General features: G+C 60.5%; 17 protein-coding genes. 5 read left to right on the forward strand and 12 right to left on the reverse strand.

Annotated features, from left to right (window positions below; genetic code table 11):
- Positions 1–24: 24 nt before the first annotated feature.
- From acnA to D3P04_RS12395, 4 genes are all read right to left on the reverse strand, one after another.
- The gene (gene acnA / locus D3P04_RS12380; protein WP_119749330.1) at positions 25–2,679 is read right to left on the reverse strand and encodes an aconitate hydratase; all 2,655 of its coding nucleotides are present in this window, start codon (positions 2,677–2,679) and stop codon (positions 25–27) included.
- A 140-nt stretch (positions 2,680–2,819) separates the two neighbouring features.
- Positions 2,820–4,292 carry a tripartite tricarboxylate transporter permease gene (locus tag D3P04_RS12385; RefSeq protein WP_119749332.1) on the reverse strand — a complete coding sequence of 491 codons (1,473 nt, stop codon included), beginning with the start codon at positions 4,290–4,292 and terminating at the stop codon, positions 2,820–2,822.
- A 13-nt stretch (positions 4,293–4,305) separates the two neighbouring features.
- Positions 4,306–4,803 carry a tripartite tricarboxylate transporter TctB family protein gene (locus tag D3P04_RS12390; protein WP_182912829.1) on the reverse strand — a complete coding sequence of 166 codons (498 nt, stop codon included), beginning with the start codon at positions 4,801–4,803 and terminating at the stop codon, positions 4,306–4,308.
- 24 nt (positions 4,804–4,827) lie between these two features.
- The gene (locus tag D3P04_RS12395; RefSeq protein WP_119749336.1) at positions 4,828–5,799 is read right to left on the reverse strand and encodes a Bug family tripartite tricarboxylate transporter substrate binding protein; all 972 of its coding nucleotides are present in this window, start codon (positions 5,797–5,799) and stop codon (positions 4,828–4,830) included.
- A gap of 189 nt (positions 5,800–5,988) precedes the next feature.
- On the opposite strand from D3P04_RS12395, the gene D3P04_RS12400 reads away from it, so the two are divergent.
- Genes D3P04_RS12400 through D3P04_RS12410 form a run of 3 tightly spaced genes read left to right on the forward strand, consistent with a single transcriptional unit; the run spans position 5,989 to position 10,821 of the window.
- Positions 5,989–7,065, forward strand: a complete 1,077-nt coding sequence (locus D3P04_RS12400) for a mandelate racemase/muconate lactonizing enzyme family protein (RefSeq protein ID WP_182912830.1) — start codon at positions 5,989–5,991, stop codon at positions 7,063–7,065.
- An 11-nt stretch (positions 7,066–7,076) separates the two neighbouring features.
- Positions 7,077–8,612: an acyl-CoA carboxylase subunit beta gene (locus D3P04_RS12405; RefSeq protein ID WP_119749340.1), complete on the forward strand. Its 1,536-nt coding sequence runs from the start codon at positions 7,077–7,079 to the stop codon at positions 8,610–8,612.
- A gap of 10 nt (positions 8,613–8,622) precedes the next feature.
- A complete protein-coding gene (locus D3P04_RS12410) occupies positions 8,623–10,821 on the forward strand; it encodes an acetate--CoA ligase family protein (RefSeq protein WP_119749342.1) in 2,199 nt (732 codons plus the stop codon).
- Positions 10,822–10,993: 172 nt separating this feature from the next.
- On the opposite strand, the gene D3P04_RS12415 is transcribed toward D3P04_RS12410, so the two are convergent.
- A complete protein-coding gene (locus D3P04_RS12415; RefSeq protein WP_119749344.1) occupies positions 10,994–11,908 on the reverse strand; it encodes a LysR family transcriptional regulator in 915 nt (304 codons plus the stop codon).
- Between the two features lie 72 nt (positions 11,909–11,980).
- On the reverse strand, positions 11,981–13,300 hold the full coding sequence (locus tag D3P04_RS12420; RefSeq protein WP_119749345.1) for a short-chain fatty acid transporter: 1,320 nt from the start codon (positions 13,298–13,300) through the stop codon (positions 11,981–11,983).
- Positions 13,301–13,326: 26 nt separating this feature from the next.
- On the opposite strand from D3P04_RS12420, the gene D3P04_RS23115 reads away from it, so the two are divergent.
- Together D3P04_RS23115 and D3P04_RS12425 are read left to right on the forward strand one after the other, a co-directional pair.
- Complete coding sequence (locus D3P04_RS23115) at positions 13,327–13,551, forward strand: hypothetical protein (protein WP_147391928.1); 225 nt, start codon at positions 13,327–13,329, stop codon at positions 13,549–13,551.
- Between the two features lie 133 nt (positions 13,552–13,684).
- On the forward strand, positions 13,685–14,833 hold the full coding sequence (locus tag D3P04_RS12425) for a YbfB/YjiJ family MFS transporter (RefSeq protein WP_182912831.1): 1,149 nt from the start codon (positions 13,685–13,687) through the stop codon (positions 14,831–14,833).
- On the opposite strand, the gene D3P04_RS12430 is transcribed toward D3P04_RS12425, so the two are convergent.
- Genes D3P04_RS12430 through D3P04_RS12455 form a run of 6 tightly spaced genes read right to left on the reverse strand, consistent with a single transcriptional unit; the run spans position 14,830 to position 19,767 of the window.
- Entirely contained in the window at positions 14,830–15,369 is a 540-nt protein-coding gene (locus D3P04_RS12430) for a flavin reductase family protein (protein ID WP_119749349.1), read from the reverse strand. The genes D3P04_RS12425 and D3P04_RS12430 overlap by 4 nt on opposite strands.
- Before the next feature lie 41 nt (positions 15,370–15,410).
- A complete protein-coding gene (ribB, locus tag D3P04_RS12435) occupies positions 15,411–16,490 on the reverse strand; it encodes a 3,4-dihydroxy-2-butanone-4-phosphate synthase (RefSeq protein ID WP_119749351.1) in 1,080 nt (359 codons plus the stop codon).
- Positions 16,487–17,239, reverse strand: coding sequence for an enoyl-CoA hydratase/isomerase family protein (locus tag D3P04_RS12440; protein ID WP_220475319.1), 753 nt, complete (start codon positions 17,237–17,239; stop codon positions 16,487–16,489). The genes ribB and D3P04_RS12440 overlap by 4 nt, the downstream gene beginning before the upstream one ends.
- Positions 17,236–18,411, reverse strand: coding sequence for a CaiB/BaiF CoA transferase family protein (locus D3P04_RS12445; RefSeq protein ID WP_119749353.1), 1,176 nt, complete (start codon positions 18,409–18,411; stop codon positions 17,236–17,238). Before D3P04_RS12445 ends, D3P04_RS12440 begins: the two co-directional genes overlap by 4 nt.
- 53 nt (positions 18,412–18,464) lie before the next feature.
- The gene (locus D3P04_RS12450; protein WP_119749355.1) at positions 18,465–19,601 is read right to left on the reverse strand and encodes an LLM class flavin-dependent oxidoreductase; all 1,137 of its coding nucleotides are present in this window, start codon (positions 19,599–19,601) and stop codon (positions 18,465–18,467) included.
- Complete coding sequence (locus D3P04_RS12455) at positions 19,582–19,767, reverse strand: hypothetical protein (RefSeq protein ID WP_119749357.1); 186 nt, start codon at positions 19,765–19,767, stop codon at positions 19,582–19,584. Before D3P04_RS12455 ends, D3P04_RS12450 begins: the two co-directional genes overlap by 20 nt.
- Between the last annotated feature and the right edge of the window lie 227 nt (positions 19,768–19,994).

The raw sequence follows: 19,994 nt of genomic DNA on the forward strand, positions 1-19,994 counted from the left end.
ATCTTTCGCGATGCATCCTTTCTGTCAGGCAGCGTCATCCAGCAGCCGGCCAAGGATCTGTGGCAGGATGCCGCCCGCGCGCAGGGTCTCGATTTCCGACTCGGATTGCACGTCCAGCCTGACGGGAAACAGGATTTCGCTTTCCTGCCCGGTTCCTTGTGCGCGGCGGATCCGTAACCGCATCCGGCAACGGGGGGCGAACATGGCTTCGGGCAAAATATCGAGCAATTCCGTTCCTGTCAGGGCAATTCGCGCTGCGTTCCAGCCCGGCGCAAAGGTCAGTGGCACTACGCCCATCCCGACCAGATTGCTGCGGTGGATCCGTTCGAAGCTTTCCGCCAGAACCATGACGACGCCCAGCATTCGCAATCCTTTCGCCGCCCAGTCGCGCGATGAACCGGCGCCATAGTTGCGTCCGGCAACGATGATCGAGCTTTCGCCGCGCGCTATTCGCTCTTGCGCGGCGGTCCAGACCGGAACGGGCTCACCAGAGGCAGCGGGCGCGAGATTGCCGCGAAGCCCGCCAGCCAATGCGTTTTCAAGAAGTGGATTGTCGAACATTCCGCGTGCGCAAATCGCGGGGTTTCCGCGGCGCAGACCATAGTTTCCGGGTCGCGTTGCGCCACGTTCAGTCAGCCATTCCGCTGCCGGCGTGCCAGGACGGATCGCCCCGTTGGGCGAAATATGATCGGTGGTGATTCCATCGCCCAGCACGAGGAGCGGCCGCATTCCCGCGGCGCCCGTTTGTGGATCGAATGCCGGCGGAAGTTTGGGAAAATCCGAAGAACGGATGAACAGGCTGTCATCCTTCCAGGGAAAACGAGCGGTGGCGGGGGCGGGCAATAAGCGCCAGTCTTCCGTCATCATCTGCCCCGATGAATACGTATCGCGGAAACGTCCGGCGGTAACGAAACGCCGCACCGCGCCCTCGACCTCATCGGGGTCAGGAAGGATTTCGTCAAGATGCACCGGGCGGCCCTTTGCATCCACACCCAGCGGATCGTGCGACAGATCGACCGAGATCGATCCCGCGATTGCCGCCGCGATCACCAGCGCCGGAGATGCAAGATAGGCGGCCTTTACCGAAGGATGAATGCGTCCTTCGAAATTCCGGTTACCGGACAGAACCGCGACGGTGGCAAGGTTGTTTTCGGTGATTTGCCTCTGCCATTCCGGATCAAGCGGCCCGGAATTTCCATTGCAGGTGGTGCAACCGTAGCCGACCGTGTGGAAACCCAGAGCCTCGAGCGCAGGCGTCAGGCCGGCGGCGTCGAGATAATCCGTAACCGCGCGCGAACCCGGCGCCATCGAGCATTTGACCCACGGTTTTGGCGTCAGCCCTCGCGCCGCAGCATTGCGAGCAAGCATCCCGGCTGTGATCATCAGCATGGGATTGGCGGTGTTGGTACAGCTTGTGATCGCAGCGATGACTATCGCGCCGTGGCCGAATGTCCCGGATGCAGCCGGTTCGTCCACCTTCAGAGCGGCGAGCCGCGCATCGAAGGATGCCGGCACCTGACCAAGCGTCACCCGCTGTTCGGGGCGGCTTGGTCCTGCCATGACCGGCTCGACCGTAGCAAGGTCAAAGACGTGATTTTCAGTCAGGCCGGTTGCCGCTTCGCCCGTTTCGGACCAGAGACCCTGCACGCGGGCATAGTTCTCTATCTCGGCAAGATGATCGCCGCTGCGCCCGGTCATGGCGAGATAGGCAATCGTTGCCCGGTCGATTGGAAAATAGCAGCAAGTGGCGCCGTATTCCGGGGCCATATTTGCGATGGTCGCGCGGGTGGCCAGCGATAGGCCGGCAAGCCCCGATCCGTGCATTTCGACAAAGGCGCCGACCACGCCGATCTGGCGTAGAAAAGCGGTGATATGCAGCACGAGATCAGTCGCCGCCGCGCCGCGAGGCAGCACGCCCCGCAATTCCAGCCCCACTACTCTCGGCGCTTCAAGCCCAAGCGGCAGGCCAAGTATCGCGGCTTCTGCCTCGATCCCGCCGACACCCCAGCCGAGAATGCCGAGCGCGTTGACCATCGTGGTGTGGCTGTCGGTTCCGATCATCGTATCGGGGCGCAGAACCCGGCGGCCGGCAATGCGCGTGTCCCGGATCACGGTGCTTAGCCATTCGATATTGACCTGATGCATGATGCCGCGGCCGGGTGGAATCACCCGAACCGTTTCGAACGCATTCTCGCACCATTTAATGAATTCGAAGCGTTCGGTATTTCGCTGAAATTCGATCTCTCGATTGCGAAGCAATGCATCGAACCGGCCCGCGATCTCGACGGAAAGCGAATGGTCGACCACGAAGTCGACCGGGATCCGTGGCTCCAACCGGTGAGGTTCGGCCCCTGCATGCGCAAGTACGTCGCGCATCGAAGCGAGATCGGTCATCAACGGAATGCCAAGGAAGTCCTGCAAAAGCGCCCGGCCCGGTGCAAAGGAGATCGGGGCAGCATTCATGTCTCCGGTCACGGCGGCACGTAGCGCGTCAAGTTCGATCCGGGCGGCATCCCCGTTTTTGCGCCAAAGAATATCCTCGGCCAATACCAGCAGCGATCTGGGTAAATGGCAAAGCGGCCCGTACAGGGCTTCCGCAGCGGCAAGGCTCAGATAATGGTTACCCGGCGTTCCACCGCCAAGCGGACGAAGCAGTTCGGGACTTGCACAATCCTGCATGTCTTTTGACCTTCCTTTGGAATCGCCGGCCCTTGGCAGGTCTCTGGTGTTGTACGGACCACGACCGCGACCCCGCCGACAGAGCCAGCACCGCAGCCGGGACGGCGATGGTGGTTCCTGATGCCGGAGGGGTCATCGGTTCAGCTTGCGGCTGGCTTCCGCCCGAAGAGCGGTGACGCAAGTACCAGGATCGAGGCAAGGATCAGCCCCGCCGTAATCGGATGTGAAATCACGGTCAGCAAGTTATCGTTGGCCAGAATCATCGCCCGGCGCAGATTTGCTTCCAGCATTTCGCCCAGCACGAGGGCCAGCACGATCGGCGCGGGATGAATGTCGCAACGGCGCAGTACATAGCCGATCACCCCAAAGGTGGCCGTCACCATCATTTCGAAAGTGTCATTCGCGGCGGCATAGGATCCAAGCATGCAGATCGAAGCCACGACCGTGGCGATGATCGGTCGTGGAATACGCGTGATCTGCACCCAGAGCCTTGCGCCGAAGAGACCGATCAGCAGCATGATCGGCAGGCCAGCCAGCAGGCTTACGAAGATCGAGAAAGGGATCTCGGGATTGTCTGCAAAAAGAAGGGGTCCAGGTTGAAGCCCTTGAATCGTCAGCCCGCCGATCAGCACCGCCGCACTGGCCGAGCCGGGAATGCCAAGAGACAGGAGTGGCGCCAGCGCCCCCGAAACCGAAGCATTGTTGGCCGCCTCGGAGGCGACGATCCCTTCGGGATTGCCTGTCCCGAAGCTCGCGCCGCTGGGCGACAGTTTCTTGGCCACACCATAGCTGACCAATGAAGCGATCGAGGCGCCTGCCCCGGGAATTACCCCGATGAGATAACCAATCAGCGACGAGCGCAGCACCGTCCGCCGGTAGGGCATCAATGTGCGCAGCGAATGGTTGGCCGAAGATGCGTGCTTTACCCGGTCGATCCTGTCATTCGCCGTCTCGATCATCACGAAGACCTCGGAAAGCGCGAAAAGCCCGATCAGTGCAGGCAGAAAGGGAATTCCGTCGATCAGATAGGGGTGGAAAACGAAACGTTCGGTGCCGCGGATCGGGTCAATGCCAATGGTGACGACGGTCAGTCCGAACAAGAGCCCGATGATTGCCTTGAGAGTGGAACCGGCGCTTAGCACTCCGATCAGGGACAATCCGATGATTGCCAGTGCGAAATATTCCGATGGCCCGAATGCAAGCGCGGATGAGGCCATTACCTGAGCCGAGACGACGAGCAGCAGCAAGCTGATGAACGCCCCTGCCCCCGACGCCATGATTGCAAGGTTGAGTGCAAGACCAGATTCACCCCGGTTGCACATCGGATACCCGTCAAAGGCGGTCACCGCAGAACCCGGCTGACCCGGCGCGTTGACGAGGATCGCCGGGATTCCGCCAGCATAGTCCGAAGCCATGTAGATCGACACCAGCATGACAATGGCCGGGATGGGTTCAAGTCCAAAGGTGAAGGGAATGAGCAGCGCCATCCCTATGGAGGATGTCAGCCCCGGCATGGCTCCCACGAAATAACCGACCAGTACCCCGAAAAAGAGTGCGCCCATCACTTTGACCGTCAGCACCAGCGCCGCGGCATGCAGAAAATTCTCGATCATTTCCAACCTCCGGTCATGGCAGCGGTGTGCTGAGCAGCATCTCGAAAACGAACTTCCCGAGCGCCAGAACGATCAGCGTGGCGGCAATAAGTCCGACGGGGCTGCGGATGCCGGCGATCCAGCCGAAGACCGGCACCCAGATCACCGCGACGGGATAATAGCCCAGCCTTTCCACGGCGGCCGGGAAGGCCAGTATCATCGCCATGCTGATCACCAGCCAGAGCGGGCGTTGCACCTCGACCGCCGCCCATTGCCCGCGCGCCGAGATCGAAAGGCCAAGTTGCAAGAGGGAAAAGAGCGCAAGCGCTCCTCCGACAATGATCGGGAAGGTGCCGGGATCCAGAGCTTCGCGGCCCGAGGGCATATGTAACGCTTCCACCACGAACCAAATTCCCATGATCAAAAGCGCCAGACAGACGATGATATCGACCGTTCGGCCCGACAGGCGGAGGCTTTTCTCTGTCCGCGTGGGGTTTTCAACCTGTTGTTTGTGCTTGATGTTCCTGGTCAAGGCTATGTCCTGACTATTCATTGCTCAATTACCCGCGATGCCGAGCTTTGCGGTCCAGGTCTTTGCCGCCTCGTCCTGCGCATGCACAAATTCGGTGAACTCCTCATGTGCCATGAAGCCCGGAACGAGATCGGAATCCTCGATATATTTTACCATTTCAGGGGCTTGCATGACCTCTTGGACCGCACCGCAAAGCGCGTCCTGAATCTCGGCCGGGGTTTCGGCCGGCATGACGATACCCCGGAACTGCTGCCATGTGGTATCAACCGGATAGCCAGCCTCGGCATAAGTCTGCGCGTCGGGGAATTTCGGCAGGCGTTCCGTCGACATGACGCCGATCACCTTGAGTGTGCCCGCCTTTACATGCTGTTGAACAAGGTCGGTATAGGCGATTGCGATATCGTTATGGCCGCCGAGAGTTGCGACCACCGCGTCGCCGACACTGCTGTAAGGCACCCAGTTTATGTCGCCATCGCCAAGCTCGGCCGAATCGGCAAACATCTGCCAGGCGACCTGTCCGCCTGAAGCTTCGCCAAAACCGGCGACGGACAACTCTCCCGGTGCAGCTTTTGCCTTCTCGACCAGATCGGCGAGAGAATCGATCCCGCTGTCGGACCGGACGGCAAGCAGATATGGGTCAAGTACCATGTTACAGGCCCATGTCACCGAATCCGCGTCGAAAGTATTCGATTGCAGGAACATGCCAAGATGGGACGCGGTGACCGAACCGATGGTCTGGCCGTCCGGCTTGGCCCGGGCGAGTTGTGCCATTTGTCGCGCGCCGCTGCCGCCGTCGCGGTTCTCGACGACGACATTCACCCCCAATGCCTTCTGTAGCCCATCCGCCAGACGCCGTGCCATCACATCTGTCGCGCCGCCGGGTTTCACATGCAGGATGTAGCGGATGTCGCCCGAAGGGTAGTCCTGTGCCGCGACAGGAGCGGTCAAGCCTGCGGCTGCAGCCGCAAGCACGGCCGCCTTCATCAAAGCTCTCATGTCTTCCTCCCTTTTCGCGCTTTCCCCGACAACAATGCTGTTGCATCGGCGGGGAACGCATGGCAAAGGTTAGGGTAGAGTAGTCGCTAACGCAACTACTAAATAACCAACCATACCGCCCGCGTCTTACGCCGCTTCGATCGCGGAAAGAGCGGTTGGAAAATGCGGCAGACTCTCAGGAGGAACCCGGTGCCGAGACTTATGAAAGCCGTATTACGCAGATTGAACCTGCCGCTTATCCGCCCCTATCGCCTGTCCTACCGCACCTTTGAGGAATTCGAGCCTTTCCTGCTTGAACTTGAGGATGAGGACGGCAATTGCGGTTTTGCCGATGGCCACGTCTCGCCGGGATCGAGTGACGAAACGCGCGATGGGGCCTGGGCATTCCTTGACCGCCACCTGCGGGCTGCATGTGGGCGAGAACCGGCCGAAGCGTTGGAGCAGGTGCTTGAGGAGTTCGGTCAGAGCAAAGTCGCGGCCACGACGCTTGCCACCGCGCTTGAACATCTGGGCCGTCATCCGCTGCTTGACGTGACGGAGGCCGCGACACTGCCGCTTCTGACCCCGATCAACCAGACCGATCTTTCCCGGATTCCGGCGGAAATTGAGGAATGGCTGGCGCAGGGTTTTCGGACCTTCAAGGTAAAGGTCGGCAAGGATATGGTTTCAGATCTTGCCCGGGTGGCCGCGATCCAGACCACGGTTGCCGGGCGCGCCACGTTGCGCCTTGACGCGAATCGCGGGTTCAGCCGCGATGAGGGCATTCGTTTTGCCGCCGCGCTCGATCCCACCGGGATCGAGCTTTTCGAACAACCCTGTCCTGCCGAAGACTGGGAGGCGAATGGCGCGGTGGCCGCAGCCTCGACAGTGCCGCTGATGCTTGATGAGCCGATCTGTGCGCTGGAGGATATCGAACGCGCCGGCACTATCCCCGGCGTTGGCTTCTGCAAGCTGAAGCTAAAGCGCTTCGGCGGATTGCAGCGGCTGCGGGAAGGGCTGGAGGCAGTGCGCGCTCATGGCATGGAGCCGGTGCTGGGTGACGGTCTGGGCTCGGAAATCCACAATTGGATGGAGGCATGCATCGCCCGCAGCGTCGTCCGTAATGCCGGCGAATTCAATGGCTTCCTGAAGCCAAGGGATCGGTTGTTCGCCGAACCCATGCAGTTCCGTGACGGAGCGGTTCATCTGCCCGCGAATTTCCATCCCACGCTGGATTCCACGCAGGTTGAACGGCTGACCGCCGAACGTCGCGACTACGTTAATTGAGGAGGATAAAGATGCCGCATGAAACCCTGATGACCGATCTTGACCAAAGGCGCGAGGCCGCTTCCGCCATGGGCGGCGAAAGGAAACTGACTCAGCGTCGCGAAAAGGGCCAGCTCAATGCTGCCGAACGGCTTGCTGCTTTGGTGGATGAGGACAGTTTCTTCGAGACCGGTCTGCTTGGCCGTTCGAATTATTCCGCAGATGAGGCCGCACGCACGCCTCGCGACGGCAAGATCACCGGTTTCGGTCGGATCGCCGGGCGCGACGCAGGCGTGGTGGTAAACGACTTCACGGTCAAGGGCGCCTCGACCGGCAGCACCAATTCGAAAAAGATGGGCTATATACGGCGCACCTGCACCGAGCGCGGGATGCCTTTTGTCCATATCGGCGAATCGACGGGCGCGCGGCTGCCGGATGCCATGGGCTCGAAGGGCATGGGTATGCTGCTGGGCAACGACATCACCCAGTTTCGTCGGATGCGCGACACGCCCTGGGCGGCGGCGGCGCTGGACACATCCTTTGGTTCATCGGCATGGCTGTGCTGCTGTTCGGATTTTTCGGTCATGCGCAAAGGCTCGATCATGTCGGTCTCAAGCCCGCGGCTCGTCTCGATGGCGATCGGTGAAAAGGTCGATCTCGAGGAACTGGGCGGCTGGCGTATCCATGCCGAAATGACCGGCCTCATCGACCAGTTTGTCGATACCGACGAAGAGGCGATGGCCGCGATCCGGCAATTCCTGTCCTATATGCCGTCGCATAATGGCGAGACCCCGCCCGAAGCTGCCGTCAGCGATGGTTCGGGCGAGGATCAGGATCGGATTCTCGCTGTCCTCCCCGAGCGGCGCGCGCAAGTCTATAACATGAAGAAGATCCTCGAGGTAATATTCGACACAGGCAGCTTGTTCGAATTCAAGGCTCGCTTCGGCAAATCCGCAGTGGTGGCGCTGGCGCGGCTTGACGGCAAGGTGGTGGGCGTGATCGCTAATAACCCGCAGGTCGGCGGGGGTGCGCTGTCGGCTGAAGCCTGCCGCAAGATCATCGATTTCACCGTCCTTTGCGACAGCTTTAACATCCCGATCGTGCGGTTCATGGACACGCCGGGTTTTGTCGTCGGAACCGATGCCGAAAAGCGTGGCGCGCCGGGCCATATCATGAATTTCATGAATGCCACCTGTCTGACCACCGTGCCGCAAGTGACGGTGATTTGCCGCAAAGCCTATGGTCGCGCCTATGTGGCAATGGGTGGCGGCGCGCATAACGACGCGATGATCGCCTGGCCGATGGCCGAGATTTCATTCATGGATCCCGTCTTCGCCACCAACATCGTTCACAACCTCTCACCCGGACAAGAGGGTTTCGATGACGCTCTGGCCGAGATCCGGAAAGACCTTGAGGTCTGGGATATGGCGGAGATTTTCTCGACCCAGGACGTAATCAAGCCCCAGGAAACCCGTGCCTATCTGATCCGCATGTTTGACATCCAGCGTCAGCGGCGGACCGGCGGCATCGGCCAGCATCTGATGCGCAGCTGGCCCACGAGTTATTGAGGGGATTCTCATGAACGCCGAATTTAAGACCATACGCGACATCATCGCACAGGCTCGTGCCAGCGGGCGGACTGCGCTTGACGAGGCTGCGGGCAAGGCGCTTCTTGCCCGCGTCGGGATTCATGCGCCTCGCTCGGCGGTGGTGATTACGCCCGAGGAAGGCGCCGGGCATGCTGCAAAGATGACCGGTCCTTTCGTGGTCAAGGTCATTTCTCCCGAAATCATGCACAAGTCGGATGCGGGTGGGGTGATCCTGAACCTTGCGGGTCCTGCCGATGTTGCGGATGCAATTCGCGAGATGTCCCGCCGTCCGAAAATCGCAACTGCCCGGGTCGAGGGCTGGCTGGTCGAGGAAATGATCCCGACAGGCCGCGAGATCGTCATCGGCGGTTTCCGCGATCCCGAATTCGGACCAATGCTGATGGTTGGTCTCGGGGGGATCTTTGTCGAGGTGTTGAAGGACGTGTCCTTCCGCATCTGCCCGATCGATCGTCGCATGGCGGCCGAAATGCTGGCAGAACTGAAGGGGTATGCCCTTCTTGCCGGTGTCCGCGGCGAGGCGGCGGTAAACGAAGAGCCGCTGATCGACGCAATGCTTGCCCTTGGCGGTCCTGAAGGGCTGCTTCTCGGTTTCGCCGACGAGATTGCCGAGGTCGATCTGAACCCGGTGATCCTGTCCGAACGCGGCATGATGGCGGCGGATGCGCGTTTTATCCTGACGACCGAAACCGGGCAGCCCGAGGCGCCTGCCCCTGCTGACGCGAAGGTTCCACTTGTCGAATTCGCACCGCTTTTCTCTCCCGAAACCGTTGCGGTGCTTGGCGCATCCACCAAAGACGTCGCGATTGCCAACACTTTCATCCGCCGGCTTAAGGATTTCGGCTATACCGGTCGGATCTTCCCGATCCATCCGCAGGCTTCCGAGATCGAGGGGCTGCCCGCCTATCCTTCCATCTCTGCTGCTCCTGCGCCTGTAGACTATGCCTATATCGCGATCGGCGCCCGACATATTCCCGACGTCATTGCCGAGGCGAAGGGCCGGTTGAAAATCGCTCAAGTCATCTCTTCGGGCTTTGGCGAGGTTGCAGAGGGGCGCGAATTGCAGGCCGATCTGGTTGCCAGGGCGCGCATCGCCGGGGTGCGGGTGATTGGTCCCAATTGCCTGGGCACCTATTCGCCACGCGGCGGGCTGACCTTTCCGGTCGGAGCCCCGACCGAAACCGGGCGGATCGGTATCGTCTCGCAATCCGGCGGGCTCTCGACCGATATCATCAAACGCGGACAGTGGCGTGGCCTGCGCTTCTCGGGACTCGTCACTATTGGCAACAGCGCGGATGTGACGCCGCATGAACTTGTGGAATTCTACTTCGCCGATCCACAGACCAGGGCTGTCGGTCTCTATATCGAGGATATCCGCGAGGGCCGAGAATTCTTTGATCTGCTAAGCCGCTATCCGGCGCCGAAACCGGTGATCATTCTGAAAGGCGGACGCAGCGCGCATGGCCGGGCGGCGGCAGCCTCGCATACCGGGGCGCTCGCCGGTGACGACAGTGCATGGGATGCGCTTGCCGCCCAGCTTCCTGTGGCGCTGGTAACGACGATCGACGAATTCATCGACGCGCTTCTGGCGTTGCAGTCGCTGGAACTTCGGCCGGGCAGACCCACGCAGGAAGTTGTTCTGTTCGGCAATGGCGGCGGATCAAGCGTGCTGGGCACCGACGCGTTCGCGCAATATGGGCTGAACGTCTCGCCCTTTTCCGCAGAGGCGATGGCGCCGCTTGCCCAGATGGATTTGCCGCCGGGGACGAGTGTCGTCAATCCAATCGACACTCCCGTCCGTACCCTTCAGGAAAAGGACGGCTGGATCGCTGGCGATATCCTTGGGCATGTGCTTGAAAGGGCCCGGCCCGACGCAATCGCCTTGCACCTGAATCTTGCAGCTTTTGTTGGCCGGGGCAGCGTTGACCCGATAGGTAACCTTTTCACGGTAATCGAAAACGCGATACATGAATATCCTGATATTGCGCATTTCGTGCTGGCGCTGCGCACCGACGGCTCGGCGGAGCTTGACGAGAAACGGCGGCAATACCGGGAAAAGGCCCGGCTGATCGGGTTGCCGGTCTTCGATGAAATTGCGCCGATGGCCCGGGCTCTGTCGATCATGGGCCATCTCGAACGGAGGTTCGCTGCCCGAAACCAAACGTCCTGACCTGCTCCCGTATCGCCTTCGGCCTGACATTCGCATCTGGTGATACGGGATTTCTTTCGAACGACACTCCGATGGCGTAAAGCTGGAGCGCGATCTGCCGAATGACGGATTTCATCGCCGCTTATCCTTTGGATCCACGCATCCGCAGCATTAACCGGTATCGAGATTGCGGTTAGGCAGCGCCGGAATGCGGGGGCATGTCCGGGGCGTCGGTGAATGTGCTGAGTTCTGCCGCGATATTGGCAACGGTTTCCGGCAGCCTACTGACATTCGTGCGACTGGCCAGCGCCCGAAACGGGATAATCGGGAATGCCGGCGTGGTCTGCACCCGGATCAGCTTCCCCTCGGCCAGAGCGTCGGTGAAACATTGCACCGGCAGCAGCGTAATGCCCAGCCCCATCATCGCAAGTGATCCCGCAACCCCCATGCTTTTGCAGATGCCGACATAATCCGGGCTGCCGACCGAACCGAACCATTCGGCAATGGTAACGGCATGAAAACTTTCTTCGGAAAGCGTGATAACCGGAAGCTCGACCAGATCGGCGGGCGCCAGCGGGTGCCCGGGGTTACACAGGGACGGGCTGGCCATCCATGCGAATTCCACCGACCCAAGCGGGCGGGTCACATGCCGGCTGTTCCGGTCCCCGCCGGGGGCAAGCACGACATCGAGACTGCCGGCATCCAGCCTGGTTTCCAACTCGCGGGTCAGGGCCTCTTCGATCTCGATCTGCACCTTGGGGAACCTGTGCCGCATCTCGCTGACGAAAAGCGGCAGCCAGGTCATCGATACGACCTCGGCCACGCCGATACGCACCAGCCCCGAGATGCTTCCCGTTGCCGAAATGCGATCGCGCATCTCTGCGGTGCTGCGCAAAACCTTTTCGACATAGGGAAGCAGTTCGCGGCCAAGATCGGTTGGCCGGGCAGCCCCTTTGGCGCGGTCGAACAAAACCACGCCCAGTTCCCGTTCGAGTTCCTGAATTCGCATCGAAACGGTGGATTGGGTCGAGTTGATCTTTTCCGCCGCGGATTTGAAACTGCCCAGTTTCACGGCCCAGTAAAAGGTTTCAAGTCGTCTGAGATTCACGTCACATCCTGCCAGGCAAGAATGACCGGACCAGTCATGACGAACCGCCCGGCCAGGTTTTCAAGAGAGCTTTCAGAACAACCAAAGACCGCTGATGACCAACACGCCCGACGCAAAGGTCTGCATCATGCAGAATCCCATAATATCGCGTGCCTTCAGCCCTGCAATGGCAAGGATGGGCACCGCCCAGAAAGGCTGGATCAGGTTCGTCCATGCGTCGCCCCATGCCACAGCCATGGCGACCCGTGGAAGATCGGCATTCAACTGCAGGGCGGCCTCCATCATGATCGGACCCTGCACAGCCCATTGCCCGCCACCCGACGGAATGAACAGGTTCAGGACGCCGGCGGACAGGAATGACCAGATCGGCAGAGTATCGGCATTCGATACCTGGATGAAAAAGTCGCTCAATGCGGATGACAGGCCGGACATCGACATGATTCCCATGATCCCGGCATAGAACGGAAACTGGATAACGATGGCCCCGACATGCTTGATGCCTTCGTTCAGTGCCGCGATAAAGCGCCTTGGCGTGCCATGCAGGATAATGCCCAGAGCCAGGAATAACAGATTGATGGTGTTGATATTCAGCCCGCTTTTCCCGGTCACAAGACAATAGATCACGTAAAACATGGCAGCCCCGCCGATCAGCAGGGACACAAGCCAGCTGTTTTCCAACTTGTCGGCAAGGGTTTCGTTGCCGGGATCGACCGGAAAGCTGTCCTCCGCCTTCAGCTTTTCGGGGTCGACGCAGACGGGTTTGTCGATCCCGCGCAGCATCAGCAGGTTTATTGCGGGAACGGCAATAAACAGCGAAATGACGATGAACAGGTTGAAGGCGGTGAAGATGGTTTCGGATGCCGGAATGACCCCGATCGTGTCGACCAGAAAATGATCGGGCGTTGCGATCAGCAAGGGAATTGATCCCGAAAGCCCGCCGTGAAACACGATCCAGCCGGAATAGGCGCTTGCCACCAGCAGGCGGTAATCGACCTGCGGCACGCGCGCGGCGATCCGGCGCGCCAGAATGGCGCCGACGATCAATCCCAATCCCCAGTTCAGCCAGCTTGCGGTCAGGGCGCCCAGACTCACCAGCAGGATGGCCTTGACCGGCGACGTTGCCAGCGAGGCGAATTGTGTCAGCATCCGGCTGAACAGCGGGGTCGTCGACAGCACGAAGCCGCTGACGACGATCAGCACCATCTGCATCGAAAAGGCCAGCAATTCCCAGACTGAATCGCCCCAGTAATTGACCAGTTCGACCGGCCCCGTCCCCATCAGCACGATTGCGGCGATGGCCGATAGAATTGTCAGGATGAAGGCAAACAGCAAAGGGTCGGGCATCCATCTTTCGACGGCCCGGACCGATAGTTTAAATATCATTCCAAACATTTGCAGGCTTCCTCCCTTCGCGCGGCATGCTCCGCGATTTTGTTACTTCTCAGGTAACAGCAAGGCCGCCGGACACCCCCCGTGCCCGGCTCGCTCCCTATATCGCGCTGGTAAAGGCTATTGCGGAAATCACTGATGCAATGTTTGATTTCCCCGCCAGTCTGCGCAATCCGGCTTGCCTGAAAAACATTGCTGAATTCATGCCGTCGCTCAAGCGAGTTAAATTGGAGCGTTCGGATCAAGGGATTTGAACCATCAGCCGAAAGTCCCGGGTTCGGGAATTCTGATATGAGAAGATCAACAGATGTGGTTTGCCTTATGCCGGTCCGGACAGTTACCACCGAAACAGAACGGTTTCACGATGGCCGGTCGACAGGAGGGCGAATGCGCAAGACCCGATCCGAATACGCGCTTATTCTGGCAGGCGCGGCGGCGCCGTTTGTCGGGGTGGGGCTTGGGCGTTTCGCCTATAATCCGCTATTTCCCGAAATGGTGTCCGCCGGCTGGCTTTTACCTGCCGGCGGCGGCTATGTCGGGGCATTCAATCTGGCCGGTTATCTGTCAGGGGTGATGATGGGCCGTAGCGTGGCGGCGCGTGCCGGCGTGCCCTTCACGATCAATGCGGCCATGGGATTGATGGCCCTTTCCTTTCTTGCCTCTGCCGTGAATCTGGGATTGGCATGGCTGTGCGGTGCACGATTTCTTGCGGGATTTTCCGGGGGCGTCCTGATGGTTCTGGCCGGTCCGGTAGTTCAATCCTGCGTCTCGGCGGGCCGGCGAGGCATCGCGGGCGGCATCGTGATTTCGGGAGTTGGAACCGGGATCATATTCGGAGCGGCGATCATGCCCTTGCTTCTGGGCTTTGGCATTGTCGGCGCATGGGCTGGGCTGGCACTGATCACGCTGGCGATCTGGGGCCTGACCTGCCATCTGTGGCCCGCGGTCAGCATAAGCGCCGGTTCCGGAATGGCCGTGACGGCCCGCAACGCCCGGTTGATGGTTGTGGCTTACGGGCTGGCAGGTGCCGGAATGGTGCCGCATATGGTCTATCTGTCCGATCTGTTCATCCGCGGCCGGGGCTACTCCTTCGGCCTTGCCTCGACCGCCTGGTTGTTATTCGGTGTCGGTGCAATTCTGGGCTCATTGCTTGGCGGGAAAGCTGTTGACCGGCTCGGCGGCTACAGGGCGACGCTTATGTGGCTGGCGGTGCAGATTGCGGGAATTGCACTGCTGTTGATATGGGGAAAACAGGCCGCGCTGGCGGCTGGTTTTCTGGGCGGCTTTGGCGGGATCGGGTTAACCGGCGTGGTTCTGGGCTATGCGCATGAACTGAACCCCGCGATCTCTGGAATAATCTGGAAGGCCGCAACCGCCGCATTCGCGATCTGTCAGGCCGTGGGATCCTTTGCGCTCGCATTCCTGTTCGACATCAGTCAGTCGCATTTCCCGGTGGTCATCGCGGGCCTGCTGCTGTCCGCTGCAGCTTTCGGACTTCTGGTGATCGGCCCGCGCAACGCGCCCGGGAAAAGCTAATCGACCATGTCCACCGGGCCGGTTTCATGAGTTGCCGGGGGGTGATCCGTGAAGGTGCCATAGCCGCCGCGATAGAACAGCAACGGCGTTCCCGGAGCGCCCGCCGACAGCGTTTCGACCCGGCACAGGACGATCCGGTGGTCGCCGGCATCAAGGACAGCTTCGCGCCGGCACTCGATATAGGCCAGCGAGTCGGCGATCATCGGATTGCCCCGGGCAGAGGATGCCCAGGGCAGCTTTTTGAACCGGTCGGGGCTTTTCGAGGTCAGGATGCGGCAGATATCCTTCTGATCCGCGCCCAGAATGTTGATGCAATAGTGCTGCAACGGCGCCAGCCGCGACCAGGATGACGACGTCTTGCCCGGCATGAAGGAAACCAGCGGCGGTTCCAGCGATACCGAACCGAAACTGCCAAGGATCATCCCGGCAGGCTGGCCGTCGCCGCCAAGGCCGGTCACCGCCACGACACCGGTTGGATATTGCCCAAGCACCTCGCGAAACAGGCCAGAGGTGATGTTGGAGGTGTGATCGGACATGGTTTCCCCTTTGGAAATGGCGGATTGTTGGCGTGGTGACGCTAAGCGCCGCAGTTTCCTTCTACGGGCGCGAAACCCGCGCCAATCCTACCCGATCCGTTATGGCTGGGCTTGTGATCCGCGTGGAGCCGGGGGCTGCTGATCCCCAGGCTGGTCAGGATCTGTGTCGCCAACCCGGTCTGGGACCAATGGCGCTCGCGCCTGCACTCTGATACGGATAGCTGGCGATCCTGCGACGCCAGCCGGATGCCGCCTGTCTCATCGCGCAGATAGATCAGCACTCCGCGGCCCAGTTGCCGGATCTCGCGCAGGCTTTGGTGAAGCCCGGTGTCGCCAAGGATCACGTCGGTCACGACAGAGGATCTGTGTATCCGAACCGGAACCTCTTGCCCGCCAGAGATATCGCCATGCACGAAGGCGAATTGACGGACCGGATCGAACGGAGTCGAAAACGCATATCCGGTAACCGGCCCGATCATGCTGTTGCAGGAAAACGGCTCTGACCGGGTGACCAGAAGCTCGTTTTCGCGCCGCCAGCAGATCAGTTCGTCGACCGAAACGACCGGAAGGGCTTCACGCGCCGCGAAAGCACGGATCTGCGCGCCCTTCATGACCGTGCCGTCGTCATTGGCCAATTCGCAGATGACCCCGACCGGCGGCAGCCCCGCCAGCTGACACAGATCCACCGCGGCTTCGGTATGGCCTGCGCGGACAAGCACCCCGCCATCCCGGGCGATCAGCGGGAACACATGTCCCGGCCGCACGAAATCCCGCGGGCCCATATCGGGATCCGCCAATGCGCGGACTGTATTGCTGCGCTGCCCGGCCGAGATGCCGGTCGTCAATCCATGAACGCAATCCACCGTCACCGTGAATGCAGTGCCCAATGGCGCGTCGTTCCGGGCGACCATCGGCGCGAGATCAAGACGGGCCGCCAGCTCCGAGGATAAGGGGGCACAAACAATCCCGCAGGAATTCCGGATGATGAATGCCATGTTCCCGGCCGTGCAATGGCTGGCAGCCATGACCAGATCGCCTTCAGCCTCGCGGTCGGCATCGTCGGTGACGATGATCATCCGGCCCGCGCGGATGGCTGATATCGCCGTGGTGACCGCGTTCATGCCGCACCTGCCCGAAGATAGGCTGCGATGCGGTTCTTCAGCCCCGGTTCGGCCAATGACCGCACCATATCAGCCAGATCGGCATCATCGGTATCGGTTCGGGTCATCCCGATGATTCTGGCGGCGGCGGCACCGGGCAGATCCGCCGGGGCCCCGGCCAGGGTAGCGATGGTGGTTTCGATCTCTGCGGGTTCGACCAGATGGGTCAGCAAGCCCCATTCCAGCGCCTCTTCCGCAGGAATCATGCGGTTTTCAAGCAGGATCTGCCGCGCCCGGTCCTGACCGGCAATCGCCGCCAGATGCCGGGTGCCAAGAGCCACCCCGAACCGGAATCCCGGAAAACGGAACCGCGCGCGCGGCGTGCCGATGCGCCATGTGCAGGCGATTGCCAGATCGGCCCCGGCACCATAGGCCGCGCCTTCAATGACCGCGATCGAGGCCAGAGGCCCCCTGCGCAGGCGTTGCAGCAATCCCTCGATGTGCACAAAGCGCAGGAGGATGTCGCCTTCGGTCTGATCCTCGACGCCTGACAGATCGAAGCCTGCTGAAAAGGCCCGATGCGCCGACCGAAGAATAACCGTCGCCCCTTGATCCGTTGCGGCTGTCAGGCCCGCCAGTTCGGCATCCAGCGCCTGCACCATTGTAGCGTCAAGCGCATTGGCCTTTTCCAGCCGCTGCATGGTCAGGGTCCGGATCATCGCCCTTTCATCATGGCGAATATCAAGAAGGCTCTCGCGGGCCGTGGTCATGACAACCACTCCTGGAAAACATCGTCGTCATGCTGCCCCAGGCCGGGCGGAGCGCGACGGATCGAAAAATCGAAATCCGTCAGGCCAACCGGAAAGCCGACAGTGGCAACCGTCGCGCCGTTGGGCATCGTGGTCCGGGTGATCCAGTCCTTGTCCTTTACATGGGCGTCATTCAGGATTTCGCTGAAATCATTGATCGGCGCACAGGGAATACCCTTGGCGTCGAACTGCCGAAGCCAATGCCCGGCGGATTGTTCCAGAAAGATCGGCTGCAGAATAGCGGCCAACTCATCCTGATTTTGCGCGCGTAACGGCTGGGTCCGGAAACGCGGATCATCCGCAAGTTCGGGTTTGCCGATGACGATGCAGGTATCGCGCCAAAGCTTGTCGTTTCCCGCCGCGACGGTAAAGGGCCTGTCCGCCGATTCGAAGCCCTGATAGGGCGCATTGCGCGGATGTTGCGATCCCAATCGTTCGGGGGCCTTGCCGGTGCCGAAATACTGACTCGTCTGCAAGGCCGAGATCCCCAGCAGCGCGCCCAGCAATGAACAATCGACATGCGCGCCAATCCCCGATGCCTTCGCCCGGTTCACGGCGGCAAGGCTGACAAAGGCCGCATAGAGGCCCGCCGCGAAATCGCCGACCGGCACGCCGCATTTGACCGGCGGCCCATCGGCCTCGCCGGTGACGCTCATCAGGCCGCTCATGGCCTGCACCGTGACGTCGAAAGCGCCCTTTTGCGCATAGGGACCCAACTGGCCATAGCCGGTGATCGAGCAGTAAACCAGTTGCGGATTGATGGCGCGGCAATCGTCATAACCGAAGCCGCTGCGGGCAAGAACTCCGGGACGAAAATTTTCGATCAGCAGATCCGCTTTCCCGATCAACCGGCGAAATCTGGCGGCGTCACCGGCGTTCTTGATATCGATGGTGACGGACCGCTTGTTGCGATTAAGCGAGGTGAAATTGCCGCTGAAGACGCCATCCGGAGCCTCATGCAGAGGCGGCCAGCTTCTCATGCCGTCACCCCCGTCGGGCCGCTCGATCTTGACCACATCGGCACCCAGATCCGCGAACAGGCTGCCGGTGAACGGTCCGGCGGCGATCTGGGCGAACTCCAGCACCCGAAGCCCCGCCAACGGGCCGGGTTGGTGACTTACATCGTCCTGCATAGGATCAATGCTCCTTCATGAATAAGATTGTGGCGCGAATGGCCGAGAGATTGTCAGATGCGCAGCCCGGCCTGTTTCATCAGCGGAATGACCCGGTCGCCGAAAAACTGCAGATCGTTGATATAGTCGTAGAAATTCACCTGCACGCCGTCGCAGCCCGCATCCTTCAGCTTCTGGAAACCGGCCACGACCTGTTCGGGCGTGCCAACAATATGAACGTTGCCGCCGATGACCCATTGATCCCGGCTGGCCGCTTTCCAGGATGACTGATCGCCGCCCATGAATGTCGCGTAGAAATTATCGGCGGCAACGCTGTCCTGCTGTTCAAGGATGCGGTCATATTGCGCCCGGGCCTCTTTTTCCGTTTCACGGCAGATGACATGGGGATTGATGACCGTGCGGATATCGCGCCCGGCCTGTTGCGCCAGATCCTTGATCCGGCGGTTGTGATCCGGAAGCACTGCGGCTGCCGCGTCCAGATCGGCGCCCGCCGGGCTGGTGATGAAGATCAGGTCAGAGTTGCGAACCGCGTAATCCAGCCCGGCCTTTGAAGATGAGGCATTGACCAGCAGGCAGCGACCGTTCACCGGCTTTGGAGACACAAAGGCGTTTTTGGCCTGCCAGAACTTGCCGTTGAACGTCACCTCTTCCGGGTCGGACCACAGCCTGCGCATCAGCGATACGAATTCCTCGGCCATGACATAGCGCTGGTCATGTTCGACCAGACCCAGTCCGAACATCTCGACTTCGGATTTCTTGTAGCCGGTAACCATGTTCAGGCCCCAGCGCCCATTGCTCATCCGGTCGATCGTGGCGCCGAATTTGGCCAGATGCAGCGGATGCCAGCCGTAAAGGATATGCACCGTCGAGACCAGCATGATGCGCTTGGTCAAGGCCGCGAGTCCCGCCGTAATCAACAGCGGATCATTGGCATCCTCGCGAAAACGCATTTTCCCGCCATAGCCGCCCTTGCCCATCCACTGGGCCAGCCCGAAAACCAGATCGAAGCCCATTTCCTCGGCCATGACCGTGCAGCGGGCATTGTATTCAAACCCGGGATCTGTGTCGCGCGGCGCCAGCGACGGGCTCCAGGCACCGGATTGCAGGGGCAGGAACAGCCCAAGCAGGAGCGCGTTTTTCTTGGCTTCCTCGAGTGCCGGGATCGGCGCTTCAATCGTCGCGGTCGTCATCGAAATCCCCTTTGGTTATCCTGTTTGCTGCCCAAGGCGCGCGGCGATCGATCATATCGCCGCCGATCGGCAATAACATGATGGCGAAATCGCATCTCAGGTCCTGATTGCAGCGTAACGTCGACAAGCCGCGGCAATCAAACGAGATAACCTGAAGGTCGCCCATCAAGGATTTTGAACCCTTCACCGAAGATGCGGCGCAGAATTGTCGTTAATCCCGGTACGCGGTTCCTCTCTGCTTTTTCGAACAATCGTCACCCGGGAAAACCTGCGGTCACCGTCAGATTTCGTAAGAATTCCAAAGAATTGGATTCTGGACTCATCAGTTTAGTTAACGTTATCGTGATGATAAGCCAATCCGGCGCTTGGAATTGTTCCCGCATCGAGCTGTTC

This window comes from Paracoccus onubensis, from assembly GCF_003591515.1.
In the GTDB taxonomy this organism is placed as follows: domain Bacteria; phylum Pseudomonadota; class Alphaproteobacteria; order Rhodobacterales; family Rhodobacteraceae; genus Paracoccus; species Paracoccus onubensis.

What these genes read in the sequence shown, in the direction of transcription:
- acnA (WP_119749330.1), bottom strand. Translation starts at nt 2,679, where the DNA reads ATGCAGGATTGTGCAAGTCCCGAACTGCTTCGTCCGCTTGGCGGTGGA.
- D3P04_RS12385 (WP_119749332.1), bottom strand. Translation starts at nt 4,292, where the DNA reads ATGATCGAGAATTTTCTGCATGCCGCGGCGCTGGTGCTGACGGTCAAA.
- D3P04_RS12395 (WP_119749336.1), bottom strand. Translation starts at nt 5,799, where the DNA reads ATGAGAGCTTTGATGAAGGCGGCCGTGCTTGCGGCTGCAGCCGCAGGC.
- D3P04_RS12405 (WP_119749340.1), top strand. Translation starts at nt 7,077, where the DNA reads ATGCCGCATGAAACCCTGATGACCGATCTTGACCAAAGGCGCGAGGCC.
- D3P04_RS12410 (WP_119749342.1), top strand. Translation starts at nt 8,623, where the DNA reads ATGAACGCCGAATTTAAGACCATACGCGACATCATCGCACAGGCTCGT.
- D3P04_RS12420 (WP_119749345.1), bottom strand. Translation starts at nt 13,300, where the DNA reads ATGTTTGGAATGATATTTAAACTATCGGTCCGGGCCGTCGAAAGATGG.
- D3P04_RS23115 (WP_147391928.1), top strand. Translation starts at nt 13,327, where the DNA reads ATGCTCCGCGATTTTGTTACTTCTCAGGTAACAGCAAGGCCGCCGGAC.
- D3P04_RS12425 (WP_182912831.1), top strand. Translation starts at nt 13,685, where the DNA reads ATGCGCAAGACCCGATCCGAATACGCGCTTATTCTGGCAGGCGCGGCG.
- D3P04_RS12430 (WP_119749349.1), bottom strand. Translation starts at nt 15,369, where the DNA reads ATGTCCGATCACACCTCCAACATCACCTCTGGCCTGTTTCGCGAGGTG.
- ribB (WP_119749351.1), bottom strand. Translation starts at nt 16,490, where the DNA reads ATGAACGCGGTCACCACGGCGATATCAGCCATCCGCGCGGGCCGGATG.
- D3P04_RS12440 (WP_220475319.1), bottom strand. Translation starts at nt 17,239, where the DNA reads ATGACCACGGCCCGCGAGAGCCTTCTTGATATTCGCCATGATGAAAGG.
- D3P04_RS12445 (WP_119749353.1), bottom strand. Translation starts at nt 18,411, where the DNA reads ATGCAGGACGATGTAAGTCACCAACCCGGCCCGTTGGCGGGGCTTCGG.
- D3P04_RS12450 (WP_119749355.1), bottom strand. Translation starts at nt 19,601, where the DNA reads ATGACGACCGCGACGATTGAAGCGCCGATCCCGGCACTCGAGGAAGCC.
- D3P04_RS12455 (WP_119749357.1), bottom strand. Translation starts at nt 19,767, where the DNA reads ATGGGCGACCTTCAGGTTATCTCGTTTGATTGCCGCGGCTTGTCGACG.